The organism is Microbacterium sp. CFBP 8801, assembly GCF_014839455.1.
Classification (GTDB): domain Bacteria; phylum Actinomycetota; class Actinomycetes; order Actinomycetales; family Microbacteriaceae; genus Microbacterium.
This window is the reverse complement of record NZ_JACYNU010000004.1, coordinates 247403-261131: the sequence shown is the minus strand read 5'-3', so window position 1 is coordinate 261131 and position 13729 is coordinate 247403. Positions and strand designations below refer to the sequence as shown.

The following is a 13729-nucleotide window of genomic DNA, read 5'->3' as shown; positions in this document are numbered from 1 at the left end:
AGGGTCAGGCCTTCGCCTCGGTCTTGATGGTGTCGACGGCCTTCATGAATCCGCCGCTGGTCAGCGACGAACCGGCCACCTTGCTCACCGAGATCTCGTCGAGCTTCTTGCCGACGACCTCGTCCTTGATCCCGCCGATGAACTCGCCCTGGTAGCGCTGCGATTCGGCCGCCTGCGGGTCGCCCGTCACCGTGACGTCGGTGACGGTGTCACCGGCCAGGACGAGGGTGACGTCGATGGTCTCGACGCTCTCGGGGGTGGCGTACTGACCGGTGGCCTCGTACGTGCCGTCCGTGTAGGTCCCCGCGGCCGTCGAGCCGCCGGCGGCAGCGCTCGCGGTGGCGTTGGGGGCAGCGCTCGCGGCGCTGGTCTCGGCGGGGGCCGCGGCGTCGGTGGTGGTGGTACCGCCGGAGCATCCGGCGAGGGTGACGATTCCGGCGACGCCCAGCAGGGCGGTGCCGATGCGGACGGGACGGGGTACGGCTGTGGTGCGGATCATGAGGGTCCTCCTTCGGTCGTGCCTCGCGGCGCGTTCGTTCTCACGGTAGGGACACGACCTTGGTGGCGTTCCGGTTCACACCTTTGTGCGGGCTGTGAACGAGGACGCGAAAACCCCCGCCTCGAACCGCGGGCGGGGGTTTTCGAACGGTCGCTTACGCGTCGCCGCCGAACATGCTCGTGACCGAGCCGTCCTCGAAGACCTCGTGGATCGCGCGGGCCAGCAGCGGAGCGATCGGCAGCACCGTGAGCCGGTCGAAGCGGCGCTCGGGCGGCAGCGGGACGGTGTCGGTGACGACGACCTCGTCGATCGCGGCATCCTGCAGTCGCTCGGTGGCCGGGTCACTGAAGATCGCGTGGGTGGCGGCGACGATGACCTTGCGGGCACCAGCGGCCTTGAGCGCCTGCGCGGCCTTCTGGATCGTGCCGCCGGTGTCGATCATGTCGTCGACCAGCAGGCAGGTGCGGCCGTTCACGTCACCGACGATCTCGTGCACCGAGACCTGGTTGGCGACCTTCGGGTCACGGCGCTTGTGGATGATCGCGAGCGGCGCGCCCAGGCTGTCGGACCAGGTGTCGGCCACGCGCACGCGGCCCATGTCGGGCGAGACGACCGTGAGGGTCTCGCGGTCTTCGCCGGTGAGCGTGTGCTGGAAGTGCTCGAGCAGCACGGGCTTGGCGAAGAGGTGGTCGACGGGGCCGTCGAAGAAGCCCTGGATCTGCGCCGCGTGCAGGTCGACGCTCATGATGCGGTCGGCGCCGGCCGTCTTCAGCAGGTCGGCGACGAGACGGGCACTGATCGGCTCACGGCCGCGGCCCTTCTTGTCTTGCCGCGAGTACGGGAAGTACGGAGCGACGACCGTGATGCGCTTGGCCGAGGCGCGCTTGAGCGCGTCGAGCATGATGAGCAGCTCCATGAGCCACTCGTTGACCGGCGGCCCGAAGGACTGGATGACGAACACGTCGCACCCGCGGATCGACACCTCGAAGCGGGTGTAGATCTCGCCCGAGGCGAAGGTGCGGTGCTCGGTGGGGGCCAGTTCGGTGCCCAGGTGATGGGTGACCTGTGCGGCGAGGTCGAGGTGCGAGCGTCCGGACGCGACGACCAGCCGCTTCTTCGTCTTGGCGACGAGGCCGGGGGCGATGCCGTTGTCGCGGTCGAGATCTACACGATTCTTCTTACGAGCCATCGGCCGCTTCCTGTTCAGCCCGGGCCCGCGCGGCCACGTCGGCCGCCGCAGTGCCCGGTCGGTTCTTCTCGACCCACCCCTCGATGTTGCGCTGGGGTGCCACGCTGAGCGCCAACGCACCGGCGGGGACGTCCTTGCGGATGACGGCGCCGGCGCCCGTCTTGGCGCCGTCTCCAATCGTAACCGGCGCGACGAAGACGTTGTGCGAGCCGCTGTGCACCTCGTCGCCGATCACGGTGCGGTGCTTGGTGAGATCGTCGTAGTTCGCGGTGATCGCTCCCGCGCCGAGGTTGACGCCGCGACCGATGTCGGTGTCGCCGATGTACGACAGGTGGGGCACCTTGCTTCCCTCGCCGATGGAGGAGTTCTTCACCTCGACGAAGGTGCCGACCTTGCCGTTCACGCCGACGCGCGCGTTGGCGCGCAGGTAGGCGAAGGGGCCGACGGTGGCTCCCGCTTCGACGACCGCGAGCGTTCCATCGGTGCGCGTGATGGTGGCGTCCTCGCCCACCTCGCAGTCGACGAGGGTGGTGTCGGGTCCGATCGTGGCGCCCGAGGCGATCACGGTGGCACCGCGCACGTGCGTGTTGGGCAGGATCGTGACGTCGGGGGCCAGCGTCGCGGTGACGTCGATCCAGGTCGTGGCCGGGTCGACGACGGTGACGCCCTCGAGCTGCCACCGGCGCACGGTGCGGGCGTTGAGGGTGCGCCCCGCCTCCGACAGCTGCACACGGTCGTTGACGCCGAGGGCCGCGGAGGCATCGGGGGTGACGGATGCCGCGACCCCGAGCTGCGCGTCGCGGAGGAGCCCGATCACGTCGGTGAGGTACTTCTCGCCCTGGGCGTTCGCGGTCCCCACGAGCGCCAACTGCGCGCGCAGCGGCGCGGCCTGGAAGACGTAGACGCCCACGTTGATCTCGGTGACCGCGGCCTCGTCGGCCGTGGCGTCTTTCTGCTCGACGATGCGGCGGACGCCGTCGGCGTCGTCGCGGATGATGCGGCCGTAGCCGAACGGCTGGTCGACGCGGGCGCTCAGGAGGGTGACCGCCGACCCTCCCGTGCGGTGAGTGGCGAGCAGCTCGGTGAGCGTTCCGGTCTCGAGCAGCGGCACGTCGGCGCTCAGCACGAGCACGTCGCCCTCGAACCCCTCGAGCGCCTCCAGCGCGGCCTCGACCGCGCGGCCGGTGCCGGGGACCTCGTCTTGATCGACGACGACGACACCCGGGGCGAGCTCGGCGACGGTGTCGGCGACCAGCTGCCGCTCGTGTCGCACGACCACGACGATGCGCGCCGGGTCGAGGGACGCCGCGGTGTCGAGCACGTGACCGACGAGCGGACGACCACCGACGGGGTGCAGCACCTTGGGGGTGCGCGACCGCATGCGGGTGCCTTGACCCGCGGCGAGGACGACGACGGCGAGCTCGGTCGGTGTTGTCATGCTCCGCCGCCAGGATTCGAACCTGGACCTAACAGCTCCAAAGGCTGTCGTGCTGCCGTTACACCACAGCGGACCGTGCCCGCGGGCACCGGTCAAGTCTGCCAGACGACGCCGTCTCGCACGGGCGGCGCGACGCGACCGCGACGGCTCTCGACATAATGAGACGGTGAGCCGGGACAGCGACGAGGTCGACCGCATCGTCGATGCGTGGATGCATCAGCGCCCCGACCTCGATTTCTCCCCCCTCGAGGTGCTCTCGCGCGTCGCACGCTTGTCGCGTCACCTCGACATCGCGCGCAAAGAGGCGTTCCGGCGCAGCGACATCGAGTCGTGGGAGTGGGACGTGCTGTCGGCGTTGCGCCGTGCCGGCGAGCCGTATCAACTGAGCCCCAAGCAACTGCTGCAACAGACCCTGGTCTCGAGCGGCACCATGACCAATCGCATCGACCGACTCGTCGCCCGCCGTTTCGTGCGGCGCGAGGCCGATCCGCAGGACGGACGGAGCATCCTGGTGACCCTGACCGAAGACGGACGCGTACGCGTGGATGCCGCGATCACCCGGCTCGTCGATGCCGAGGCCCTGCTGCTCGAGGGACTCTCGCGCGGCGACCGCGATCGCCTCGCGACGCTGCTGCGCAAGCTCAGCCTGGGGTTCGACGCATGAGCGCCCCGGTCGAGGCGCCGTCGGCGTGGACGCGCGTGAAGGCGTGGTTCGACGTGCGCTTCCGCTCTCCCGCCGCCATCTACGGCTTGATCGTGTTCGCCGCCTTCGTCACCATCGCCGACGACCACGCCGAATCGGTGTGGGAGGTGCTGCTGACGTCGACGGGTTCGCTGTTCGTGTTCTTCATCGCCCACGTCTTCGCGCACACGCTCACCGAGCACGCCACGCACGGCCTGCGCCACGCCACACGCGAGGGCATGCGTCACGGCGCGGGCATGCTCTACGCGTCGGTGCCCGCGATGCTCGTGCTCGTGTGGGCCGGCGCCACCGGCGTCTCGGTCAGCGACGCGGCTGAGCTCTGCGGGTGGACCACGTTCCTCGTGCTCGCGCTCCTCGGGTACAGCGCCTACCGGCGCCGAGGCGCGGGTCTGCTCGGCCGCCTGCTCGGGGGCTTCGCCACGGCGTGCCTCGGCATCTTCATCGTGCTGCTCGAGCTCGTCATCCACTGAGTCCCGCGCCGCCGCGCGCGGCACGTGGCGGGACCGGTGGCCGGAGTCAGCCGATGGCTTCGGTGAGCTCGAACCACGTCATCTCGAGCTGGTCGCGCTCGCTCTCGAGCTGCGAGATGCGCTGCATCTCCGTACCGAGGCCCACGTAGTCGCCCTGGTCGTGGTCGGCCAGAGCAGCCTTCGCCTTGTCGATCTGCTGCTGCAGCTTCTCGATGCGTCGTTCGGTGGCCGAGGCCTCTTTCTGCGCGGCGCGCAGCTCGGCGCCCTGCAGCCCCGGAGCCGTCGCCACGGTGCCGGATGCCGCGGACCGCGAGGGCTCGGCATCCTGGAGCGCGCGCAGCCGCAAGTATTCGTCGACGCCCCCGGGAAGGTGGCGGAGCTTGGCGTCGAGGATCGCGAACTGCTGATCGGTGACCCGCTCGAGGAAGTAGCGGTCGTGCGAGACCACGATGAGCGTGCCCGACCAGGAGTCGAGCAGGTCTTCCATGGCCGCGAGCATGTCGGTGTCGAGGTCGTTGGTGGGCTCGTCGAGGATCAGCACGTTCGGCTGGTCGAGGATGACGAGCAGGAGCTGCAGGCGCCGCTTCTGACCACCCGAGAGGTCTTTCACGGGCGTCGAGAGCTGGGCGCTCGAGAAGCCGAGGCGCTCGAGGAGTTCTCCGGGGGTGAGCTCCTTCGCCTTCGAGCCCGTACCGAACGAGTACGTCGTGCGCAGATTCGCGATCACCACGCGGACGGGATCGTTCATGTGCTGCTCGAGCTCGTCGAGGCGCTGGGTGAGGGTGGCGACCTTGACGGTCTTGCCGCGCTTCACGCGTCCGCTCGTGGGTTCGAGCGAGCCGGTCACCAGGTTCAGCAGCGTCGACTTGCCGGCGCCGTTGACGCCCAGAATGCCGGTGCGCTCCCCCGGTGCGATGCGCCACTCGATGTCTTTCAGTACGGTGTGGTCGCCGTACGTCACCCCGACATCGAGAAGGTCGACGACGTCTTTGCCGAGGCGCGCGACGGCGAGGGACTGCAGCGCGACGCGGTCGCGGATCTCGGGCACGTCGGCGATGAGCTCGTTGGCCGCATCGATGCGGAACTTCGGCTTCGACGTGCGCGCGGGGGCACCGCGGCGCAGCCACGCGAGCTCTTTGCGCGCGAGGTTCTGCCGACGCTGTTCGATCGTCGCGGCCTGGCGGTCGCGCTCGACGCGCTGAAGGATGTAGGCCGCGTACCCGCCCTCGAAGGGCTCGACCAGGCGATCGTGCACCTCCCAGGTGGCGGTGCAGATCTCGTCGAGGAACCACCGATCGTGCGTCACGACGAGCAGGCCGCCGGCCGAGGGCGCCCACCGCCGCCGGAGGTGCCCGGCCAGCCAGGTGATGGCCTCGACGTCGAGGTGGTTCGTCGGCTCGTCGAGGAAGAGCACGTCCCAGTCGCCCGACAGCAGCTGGGCCAGTGCCACGCGACGGCGCTGCCCGCCCGAGAGGTCGCCGAGGCGCGCGTCCCACGGCAGGTCGCCCAGGAGTCCGGCGATGACGTCGCGCGTGCGCGCATCGCCCGCCCACTCGTGCTCGGCGCGCTCGCCGACGACCGCGTGGCCGATGGTCTCGTCGTCGTCGAGGGTGTCCTGTTGATCGAGCACGCCGACGGTCACACCGCCGCGCACCGTCACGCGCCCGCCGTCGGGCTCACGGATGCCGGCGAGCATACCGAGCAGGCTCGACTTGCCGTCGCCGTTGCGACCGACGATGCCGATGCGGTCGCCCTCGTTGACGCCGAGCGAGACGGAGTCGAAGACGACCTTGGTCGGGTATTCCAGGTGCAGGGCTTCGCCCCCGAGCAGATGTGCCATATCCGTCCCAGGCTACGCGGTGCGCGGGCTCGCGCGCTCTGCGCGAGGAACGACGGAGGCCGCCCCCGAGTGGGGACGGCCTCCGATGTTCGGGGTGAGCGGCCTTAGCTGAGACCGGCCTGCGAGAGCCAGTCCGCGGCGGCGGTGCTGGCCGACGCCTGCTCGCTGCCCTCGACGCGGTCGCGCAGATCGATGAGATCGTCGGTCGTGAGCTTGGCCGAGATGGCGTCGAGCGCGTCCTTCAGCTCCGGCGTGTCGATCGACGTGCTGAGCAGGGGAAGCACGTTCTGCGCGGCGATGAGGTTCTCGGGGTCCTCGAGCACGAGCAGGTTCTCGGCCTTCAGCGCCGGCGACGTCGTGTAGATGTCGGCGACCTGCACCGTGTTGTCGACGAGGGCGCGGACGGTGTCGGGGCCACCGAAGTCCTCGTAGGGCACGAAGGTCACGTTGCTGACGCCGTACACCGACGCGAGGCCCGGGAGGCCGTAGCCCAGCTCCGCGAACTGCGGGTTGGCGCCCAGGCTGAAGGGCTGGACCTTGGCGAGGTCGCCGATCGAGGTGAGACCGTTCGCCTGCGCGTACGACTGGGTGACGACGTAGGCGTCCTTGTCCTCCGCGGCGGCGGAGGCGTAGACGGTCAGGTCGTCCTTGGACACGGCATCCGTCAGCGCGGCGTCGACGTCTTCGGTCGTGCGCTGCGTGAAAGCGGTGTCGTAGTACGCCAGCAGGTTGCCGTTGTACTCGGGGATCAGGTTGATCGAACCGTCCTGCAGGGCGGGGATCGTCTGCTGGCGCGGTCCGATGTTGAACTTCGTCTGCACGTCGAAGCCCTTGGCCTTCAGGGCCTGCGCGTAGATCTCGCCGAGGATCTCGCTCTCGGGGAACGCGAACGAGCCGACGACGATGGTGCTGGAGTCTCCTCCGGCATTACCGGTTTCGGGAGCGGTGGGATCCGCCTGCGAACACCCTGCCAGGGCCACGACGGCCCCGACCGCGATGACGCCGAAGGCGACCCGGCCTTTACTGAAAATGCTCATGCTGTGACATTCCTCTCTTGGGTTGGTGTTTCCACCACCGTCTCGGGACGGGACGCCCGTCGACGGAATCTGTTGCCGCGACCCCCGGAGACTGCTCCGGGGCCGCGGGTGAGTCGTTGCACGATCGCGAACAGCGCGTCCACCACGAGCGCGAAGGCCGTCACCAGGATGGCTCCGCCCAGGATGCGGTCGTAATCGTTGAGGCCGATGCCGCTGCTGATGATGCGGCCGAGCCCACCGAGACCGGCGTACGACGCGATGACCGCGGTGGCGATCACCTGCAGCGTGCCCGCACGGAGCCCGCCGATGATCAGCGGCAGGGCCAGCGGAATCTCGACGCGCGTGAGGATCTGCATCTCGGTCATGCCGATCGAGCGCGCCGCGTCGATGGCCGGTCGCGACACCGACTCGAGACCGGCGTAGGCACCCGCGAGGATCGAGGGGATCGCCAGGAGCACGAGGGCGACGGTCGTTCCCCAGAAGATGCCGGAGTTCCCCTTCACCAGGGCGCCCAGCACCATCGTGAGGAAGAACAGCACGCCCAGGGTCGGCAGCGCGCGCATGGCGCCCGTGAAGCCGATGACGAACTGTCGGCCGCGACCGGTGTGCCCGATGTAGAACCCGAGCGGAAGGGCGATCGCCGCGGCGATGACCACCGCGACCACCGTGTACAGCAGGTGCTCGAGGAGTCGGTCTTGGATGGGCAGGGGCGACACTCCGCCGGGCTGCCAATTCTGCGGCGCGAAGATCCACGCGATCGCGTCGAGGAAGAGATTCATGCGCGGCCCCTCGGAGACACTTCGTCGGCCGCTGCGGTGGGCTCGGTGCCCCCGGCAGCAAGGGGGGCGGCCACGACGGCGCGCTTGCCACGCCGCTGGGCGGCACGGTCCACCCTCGCCCAGGGCATGAGTATCCTGCCTGCGGCGACGAGGATGAGATCGAACAGCAACGCGATGAGCAGGGTGGCGACGATACCGACGCCGACCTCCTCGAGGTTGTTGCGCTGCTTGCCGTTGGTGAACAGGTAGCCGAGGTTCTCGGAGCCGATGAGCACGCCCACCGAGACCAAAGCGATCGTCGAGACCGAGACGACGCGCAGTCCCGCCAGCATGACCGGGCCCGCCAGGGGAAACTCCACCTGCCAGAACCGCCGCCAGGCCGAGAAGCCCATCGCGGTCGCCGCCTGCTTCGTCTCGGCCGAGACCGAGAAGAACGCGTCGGAGGTGGCACGCACCATGATCGCGACGGCGTAGATGGTCAGCGCCACGATGAGGTTGGTATCGCTCAGAACGCGCGTTCCGAGGATCGCGGGCAGGATGACGAACAGCGGCAGCGACGGGATCGTGTACAGCAGGCTCATGGCCGTGATCACCGTGCCGCGGGCGAAGCGGCCCGTGAGGGTCACCCGTCCGAGCGGGATCGCGATGAGGAACCCGAGCACGATCGGGATGATGCTCAACCGGATGTGGTTGAGGGTCAGATCGACGACCAGGGGGAAGTTGCCCCAGAGCCACGTCACGACAACGGCTCGTCTCTGAGCGCACCCTGCGTGCGTCCCGAGGCATCCACCACGACGGTGCCGTTCTCCGTCTGCTTGAGGTGGAGCGCCCGCTTGCCCTTGACCGCGCCGATGAAGCTCGCGACGAAGTCGGATGCCGGATTCTCGACGATCTCGCTCGGGCTTCCGACCTGCGCGATCTTCGCACCCTTCTCGAGGATGACGACCTGGTCGCCGAGCAGGAAGGCTTCGTCGATGTCGTGGGTGACGAAGACGATGGTCTTGCCGATCTCGCTCTGCAGGCGCAGCAGCTCCTGCTGCAGTTCGTCGCGGACGATCGGGTCGACGGCACCGAACGGCTCGTCCATGAGCAGGATGTTGGGGTCGGCGGCGAGCCCGCGGGCGACGCCCACACGCTGCTGCTGCCCACCCGAGAGCTGGCTGGGGTAGCGGTCGGCCATCGCGGTGTCGAGCCCGACGGTCTTCATCAGCTCGAGCGCGCGCGCACGGGCTGCCTTGCGGCTCTGCCCCTGCAGGACCGGCACCGTGGCGATGTTGTCGGCGACCGTGAAGTGCGGCAGCAGACCGGAGTTCTGCATGACGTAGCCGATGCTGCGGCGCAACTGCACCGCGGGCTTGCCGCCGATGTCGTCGCCGTCGATCGCGATCTCGCCCGACGAGGGCTCGACCATGCAGTTGATCATGCGCAGCAGCGTCGTCTTGCCGCACCCCGACGATCCGACGAACACCGTCGTCTTGCGCGAGGGGATCACCAGACTGAACTCGTCGACGGCACGCGTGCCGTCGGGGAAGACCTTGGAAACGGTCGAGAATTCGATCATCTGCGTGCCCGACTCAGTCGGAGACCACGACCTTACGGTCGAATGCGACGTAGCCGGCGAAATCCTTGCCGACGCGGTCGACGGCGCCGGGGCGAAGGTCGGGGTACGACCACGCTCCGTCGGTGAGCTCGGCCCCGTCGAGCGAGATGGTCCAGTACTGGGCCGCACCCTTCCACGGGCAGGTGTACGCCGTGGGGCTCTGCTGGAGCGCGCCCTCGCGGACCGCGGCCGGCGGGAAGTACCAGTTGCCTTCGATGGACGCCAGGTCGTCACGGTCGGCCTCGGCGATGACGACGCCGTCGAGTACTGCCTTCATGGGGTCCCCCTTCGTGGTACCCCGCGGGTACGGCACCCTGCGGTGGCGATCCACCTCGGTCGAGGCTACCCAGGCGGAAATCACGCCAAGGCCAGATTGCCCTGTGTGACACGCTCGGGTATGGTGCCCGCCGGTCAGGCGACGCGGGCTCCGGCGACCGGACCGTGCACGTGGAGGGCGACGAGGCCGGCCGCGCTCAGGGTGATCTGAAGATCCAGGGCGGAGGCTTCGTCGGCGGCGAGGAAGGCCAGCGTGGGGCCCGACCCCGACACGATCCCCGCGAGGGCCCCGGAGCTCTCGCCCCGTTGCAGCACGCGCGCCAGGTCTGGACGCAGGTGCAGAGCGGGCGCCTGGAGGTCGTTGCGCAGGGTGGCGGCGAGCATGCGGGCGTCGCCCTGGCGCAGGGCGTGCAGCACGTCGGGGTCGACCGCGGGATCGCGGGGTGCGGGCCCGATGTCGACGGCGTTGCGCTCGCGGTGCGCGTCGAGCTCGCCGTAGACGACGGGCGTCGACATTCCGACCTCGTTGGGCACGAGCACCCAGTCGAAACGACCGCGCGCGAGAGCGGGACTCAGTTCGTCGCCACGCCCCGTTCCCACCGCCGTGCCACCCAGCAGGGCGAAGGGGACGTCGGCCCCGAGGCGGGCGCCCAGTCGCGCGAGTTCGCTCGACGGCATCCCGAGCCCCCAGAGCGCATCGCACGCCACCAGTGCCGCCGCGGCGTCTGCCGACCCGCCGCCCATTCCTCCCGCGACGGGGACGGCCTTTCGCACCGCGAGGTGCACGCCCCGATCGATCCCCGCCGTCTGGGCGAGCAGGCGCGCCGCCCGCACCGCCAGGTTGCGTCCGTCGGTGGGCACGCCGTCGACGTCGACCGGTCCGCGCGCGGCGACCTCGAGCGTGATGTCGTCGGCCGGTGTCGCGACGATCTCCTCGTACAGCGACACGGCTTGGAAAGCCGTCGCGAGCTCGTGATATCCGTCGTCCTGAACGTCGCCGACCTCGAGGAAGACGTTGATCTTCCCGGGCGCGCGCACGCGGACGGATTCGGACGACGCGGGGGTCATCGCCCCGCTCGCAGAACCGTGCGCCCGGCCGCGTCGCCGTGTGCGAAACTGGAACGTCGGCCCGCTTCCCGCCGTCGCTCACGCGAGGTCACGGGAAGGTCCGGGCCGGAACGCGCGATTCGAGTCACTCTTCGACAGTAGCGCGCCCCCCGTGTCGATCGGCGCCGCCGCCGAAACGCGACCGAAACGCCGGAACCATACGGTGTCCGAATCCCGTCCACCCCTTCCGAGGAGGCAGCATGCGCCCGATGGTCCCCCTGTCGATCGACGCCGATCCCTGGCGCGCCCTGCTGTCCCGGTCCGATATCCGGATGCACGACGGCATCCTGCACGTGATCGACGACACCGCCCCGCCCGCCCTCGCGGAACGCGAAGACCTGCTCACCGCGGCCGCTGCCATCGAGGCCGCGGGCGTGCGCGTGATGCTCGTTCGCGATGCCAACCGTCGCCCCAAGCTCGTCGTCGACACCGCCGACGCGATCGCCGCGATCGCCGCCCTGTGCGATCCCGACCTCGGTCCGGTGTATCTGAAGGCACGCGGCGAAGACCCCGTCCCGGCGCACAGCGTCGTGCCCGCACCCGGGACCGTCCAGGCGTACGCCGTCTTCCGCCCCCGCACCTCTTCGGAGGGCTCGTACCGCTACGGCGCGGCACTGGCTCCCCGCTTGGAGCTGTGGCGTTTCGGCAAGACGACCATCGAAGCGCCCCGCCCCAGCGCCCTGACCCGACGTCGCTTCGCCGCGGCCGATCTCGACCTGGTCGAGGTCGAGCGGTACGGCCGCACGTGGACGACGGTGTCGGGCATGTTCGATCCGCACCCCAACGAGTTCACCGCCGACGTCGACATGGTCTTCTCGTGGGTCGACGGCTCCTCGAGCGAGTTCCAGCGTCAGCGTGCCGCGCGCATGCAGGGCTACGTCGTGGGCGACGGCGACGACAACGCCGCCCGCTACCGCCAGGTCGACGAGCTTCGGTATGCGCTGCGGAGCGTGCACATGTACGCCCCGTGGGTGCGTCGCATCTTCATCGCGACCGACTCCCCCACTCCCGAGTGGCTCGCCGACCACCCCAAGGTCACCATCGTGCGCAGCGAGGAGTTCTTCGCCGATCCGTCGGTGCTTCCGACGCACAACTCCCACGCCGTCGAAGCCCAGCTGCACCGCATTCCCGGGCTCGCCGAGCACTTCCTCTACAGCAACGACGACATGTTCTTCGGTCGTCCGGTCACTCCCGAGCTGTTCTTCAGCGGCGGGGGCGTGAGCCGGTTCGTCGAGAGCGGAGTCCGCATCGGCAGCGGCCCGTCGCACGTCGACCGCTCCGGACACGACAACGCCCTGCGGGTGAACCGCGCGCTGCTCAAGGAGCACTTCAACCGCGTCATCACGCTCGACCTCGAGCACTGCGCGACGCCGCTGCGCCGCTCGGTGGCCTTCGAGCTGGAGCAGGAGTTCGCCGAGGACTACGCGCGCACCGCCGCCAGCCGGTTCCGTTCGGCGACCGACATCTCGGTGACCAACAGCCTGTACCACCACTACGCGCTGGCGACGGGTCGCGCGGTCATCACCACGCAGCCGCGGACACGGTACGTGCAGACCACGCAGCTCGATTCGCTGCGCACGATGGAACGCCTGGTCTCGCGGCGCGACACCGACATGTTCTGCCTCAACGACGGCAGCGTGCCCGAGATCCCCGAAGAGGTGCGCGTTCCCGCCCTGCGCGCCTGCCTCGAGCGGTACTTCCCGGTCGCCGCTCCGTGGGAGAAGCCGTCGGTCAGCGCAGAATCGGCAGCGGCGTCGTCGGCGGCGACACCCGTCCGCTGAGCTCGCGCGCGCTCGGCACCAGGATCCCGGCGTCGCGTAGGCGTCGCTGAGACTCGGCGGCGTCGACGTACTGCAGGGCCTCGGTGGCCGCCAGCGGCACGACCGAGTGCACGATCGTCTCGTCGTAGATGTGCACGGTGTTGAAGCCCTGCGCCGCGTCCTGCGGCCGGGTTCCCCCGGCGGGCACCATGAGGTCCTGCGTGTAGCAGGTGGCCGAGGCGACCGACACCGGGATGCCGGCGAAGGTGGCGAACGTGGAGTAGTGCAGGTGACCGGCGAGGATCGCCCGCACGTCGGTGCCGCGCAGCACGTCGGCGAGGCTCCGCTGATCGCGGAGTTCGACCGAGGCGGCGAGGTCGAGAACGCTCGGCACGGGCGGGTGGTGCATCGCCAGCACGGTGCCCAGCGGGGCCGGGGTCGCCAAGACGTCGGCGAGCCAGGCCAGCTGTGCGGTGCTGACCTCGCCGTGGTGCGCGCCGGGAACCGAGGTGTCCAGCGTGACGATGCGCAGTCCGTCGAACTCGTCGACGCGGTCGACGGGGGCTGCAGGGTCGGCGCCGTCGTCGGGCAGCAGGTGCGAGCGGAAGGTGGCGCGATCGTCGTGGTTGCCCATCACCCAGACGACGCGGGCGTCGAGGCGCTCGGCGAGGGGGTCGACGAGCGCGCGGACGCGGTCGTACGCGTCGGCCTCACCGAAGTCGGCGAGGTCGCCCGTGAAGACGAGCGCCTGCGGGCGGATGCCGGAAGCCTCGATCGACGCGACGGCTCGGGCGAGATACGCCTCGGCGTCGACCCTGTCGTAGAGCCGGCTTCCTCCCGCACGCAGGTGGGTGTCGCTCAGGTGCAGGAGCACTCGCTCAGCGCGGGGATACTCGGCGTAACGCATCTCGTTCCTCTCGGGCCGTCGGGTACGACCTCGTCACCGGCGTGATGCTCCCGGTTGGCTCGAAATGTTACCGGCATGTTTCGCGAACGCGTGATGAACACGGTGCGAATTCGCCCAGATGCCC

14 protein-coding genes and 1 tRNA gene are annotated in these 13729 nt (G+C 69.7%); 3 read left to right on the top strand and 12 right to left on the bottom strand.

Annotation, left to right across the window (positions count from 1 at the left end; genetic code table 11):
* Positions 1-4 precede the first annotated feature (4 nt).
* The 4 genes from IFR11_RS07395 to IFR11_RS07380 all read right to left on the bottom strand — a co-directional run bounded on the left by IFR11_RS07395 (position 5) and on the right by IFR11_RS07380 (position 3199).
* Complete coding sequence (locus tag IFR11_RS07395; protein WP_070409654.1) at positions 5-499, bottom strand: FMN-binding protein; 495 nt, start codon at positions 497-499, stop codon at positions 5-7.
* Between the two features lie 154 nt (positions 500-653).
* Positions 654-1688 carry a ribose-phosphate diphosphokinase gene (locus IFR11_RS07390; RefSeq protein WP_055839665.1) on the bottom strand — a complete coding sequence of 345 codons (1035 nt, stop codon included), beginning with the start codon at positions 1686-1688 and terminating at the stop codon, positions 654-656.
* Positions 1678-3126, bottom strand: a complete 1449-nt coding sequence (gene glmU, locus IFR11_RS07385) for a bifunctional UDP-N-acetylglucosamine diphosphorylase/glucosamine-1-phosphate N-acetyltransferase GlmU (RefSeq protein ID WP_191915719.1) — start codon at positions 3124-3126, stop codon at positions 1678-1680. The genes IFR11_RS07390 and glmU overlap by 11 nt, the downstream gene beginning before the upstream one ends.
* A 1-nt stretch (position 3127) precedes the next feature.
* Positions 3128-3199 (bottom strand) — tRNA-Gln (locus IFR11_RS07380).
* A 138-nt stretch (positions 3200-3337) separates the two neighbouring features.
* Between IFR11_RS07380 and IFR11_RS07375 the strand changes: the two genes are divergently transcribed.
* Complete coding sequence (locus IFR11_RS07375) at positions 3338-3790, top strand: MarR family winged helix-turn-helix transcriptional regulator (RefSeq protein WP_181016034.1); 453 nt, start codon at positions 3338-3340, stop codon at positions 3788-3790.
* The gene (locus IFR11_RS07370; protein WP_055839671.1) at positions 3787-4299 is read left to right on the top strand and encodes a hypothetical protein; all 513 of its coding nucleotides are present in this window, start codon (positions 3787-3789) and stop codon (positions 4297-4299) included. The genes IFR11_RS07375 and IFR11_RS07370 overlap by 4 nt, the downstream gene beginning before the upstream one ends.
* A gap of 46 nt (positions 4300-4345) precedes the next feature.
* Here IFR11_RS07370 and IFR11_RS07365 read toward each other — a convergent pair whose 3' ends face one another.
* The 7 genes from IFR11_RS07365 to IFR11_RS07335 form a co-directional block, all read right to left on the bottom strand.
* Positions 4346-6139: an ABC-F family ATP-binding cassette domain-containing protein gene (locus tag IFR11_RS07365; protein ID WP_055839674.1), complete on the bottom strand. Its 1794-nt coding sequence runs from the start codon at positions 6137-6139 to the stop codon at positions 4346-4348.
* Between the two features lie 104 nt (positions 6140-6243).
* The gene (locus IFR11_RS07360) at positions 6244-7176 is read right to left on the bottom strand and encodes an ABC transporter substrate-binding protein (RefSeq protein WP_055839677.1); all 933 of its coding nucleotides are present in this window, start codon (positions 7174-7176) and stop codon (positions 6244-6246) included.
* Entirely contained in the window at positions 7173-7955 is a 783-nt protein-coding gene (locus tag IFR11_RS07355) for an ABC transporter permease (protein WP_055839680.1), read from the bottom strand. Before IFR11_RS07355 ends, IFR11_RS07360 begins: the two co-directional genes overlap by 4 nt.
* Positions 7952-8695: an ABC transporter permease gene (locus tag IFR11_RS07350; RefSeq protein ID WP_055839683.1), complete on the bottom strand. Its 744-nt coding sequence runs from the start codon at positions 8693-8695 to the stop codon at positions 7952-7954. The genes IFR11_RS07355 and IFR11_RS07350 overlap by 4 nt, the downstream gene beginning before the upstream one ends.
* Entirely contained in the window at positions 8692-9516 is an 825-nt protein-coding gene (locus tag IFR11_RS07345; protein ID WP_191915718.1) for an ABC transporter ATP-binding protein, read from the bottom strand. The genes IFR11_RS07350 and IFR11_RS07345 overlap by 4 nt, the downstream gene beginning before the upstream one ends.
* Before the next feature lie 13 nt (positions 9517-9529).
* Entirely contained in the window at positions 9530-9832 is a 303-nt protein-coding gene (locus tag IFR11_RS07340; protein WP_055839691.1) for a DUF427 domain-containing protein, read from the bottom strand.
* A 134-nt stretch (positions 9833-9966) separates the two neighbouring features.
* Positions 9967-10899: a 4-(cytidine 5'-diphospho)-2-C-methyl-D-erythritol kinase gene (locus tag IFR11_RS07335; protein WP_055839693.1), complete on the bottom strand. Its 933-nt coding sequence runs from the start codon at positions 10897-10899 to the stop codon at positions 9967-9969.
* Positions 10900-11138: 239 nt separating this feature from the next.
* Here IFR11_RS07335 and IFR11_RS07330 point away from each other — a divergent pair, with 239 nt between their 5' ends.
* Positions 11139-12719 (top strand): stealth conserved region 3 domain-containing protein, encoded by a 1581-nt coding sequence (locus tag IFR11_RS07330; protein ID WP_191915717.1) that lies wholly within the window; start codon positions 11139-11141, stop codon positions 12717-12719.
* On the opposite strand, the gene IFR11_RS07325 is transcribed toward IFR11_RS07330, so the two are convergent.
* Positions 12670-13605 (bottom strand): phosphodiesterase, encoded by a 936-nt coding sequence (locus tag IFR11_RS07325; protein WP_055937824.1) that lies wholly within the window; start codon positions 13603-13605, stop codon positions 12670-12672. The genes IFR11_RS07330 and IFR11_RS07325 overlap by 50 nt on opposite strands.
* Positions 13606-13729 lie beyond the last annotated feature (124 nt).

What these genes read in the sequence shown, in the direction of transcription:
- IFR11_RS07390 (WP_055839665.1), bottom strand. Translation starts at nt 1,688, where the DNA reads ATGGCTCGTAAGAAGAATCGTGTAGATCTCGACCGCGACAACGGCATC.
- IFR11_RS07365 (WP_055839674.1), bottom strand. Translation starts at nt 6,139, where the DNA reads ATGGCACATCTGCTCGGGGGCGAAGCCCTGCACCTGGAATACCCGACC.
- IFR11_RS07335 (WP_055839693.1), bottom strand. Translation starts at nt 10,899, where the DNA reads ATGACCCCCGCGTCGTCCGAATCCGTCCGCGTGCGCGCGCCCGGGAAG.
- IFR11_RS07345 (WP_191915718.1), bottom strand. Translation starts at nt 9,516, where the DNA reads ATGATCGAATTCTCGACCGTTTCCAAGGTCTTCCCCGACGGCACGCGT.
- IFR11_RS07375 (WP_181016034.1), top strand. Translation starts at nt 3,338, where the DNA reads ATGCATCAGCGCCCCGACCTCGATTTCTCCCCCCTCGAGGTGCTCTCG.
- IFR11_RS07340 (WP_055839691.1), bottom strand. Translation starts at nt 9,832, where the DNA reads ATGAAGGCAGTACTCGACGGCGTCGTCATCGCCGAGGCCGACCGTGAC.
- glmU (WP_191915719.1), bottom strand. Translation starts at nt 3,126, where the DNA reads ATGACAACACCGACCGAGCTCGCCGTCGTCGTCCTCGCCGCGGGTCAA.
- IFR11_RS07370 (WP_055839671.1), top strand. Translation starts at nt 3,787, where the DNA reads ATGAGCGCCCCGGTCGAGGCGCCGTCGGCGTGGACGCGCGTGAAGGCG.
- IFR11_RS07360 (WP_055839677.1), bottom strand. Translation starts at nt 7,176, where the DNA reads ATGAGCATTTTCAGTAAAGGCCGGGTCGCCTTCGGCGTCATCGCGGTC.
- IFR11_RS07355 (WP_055839680.1), bottom strand. Translation starts at nt 7,955, where the DNA reads ATGAATCTCTTCCTCGACGCGATCGCGTGGATCTTCGCGCCGCAGAAT.
- IFR11_RS07395 (WP_070409654.1), bottom strand. Translation starts at nt 499, where the DNA reads ATGATCCGCACCACAGCCGTACCCCGTCCCGTCCGCATCGGCACCGCC.
- IFR11_RS07325 (WP_055937824.1), bottom strand. Translation starts at nt 13,605, where the DNA reads ATGCGTTACGCCGAGTATCCCCGCGCTGAGCGAGTGCTCCTGCACCTG.
- IFR11_RS07330 (WP_191915717.1), top strand. Translation starts at nt 11,139, where the DNA reads ATGCGCCCGATGGTCCCCCTGTCGATCGACGCCGATCCCTGGCGCGCC.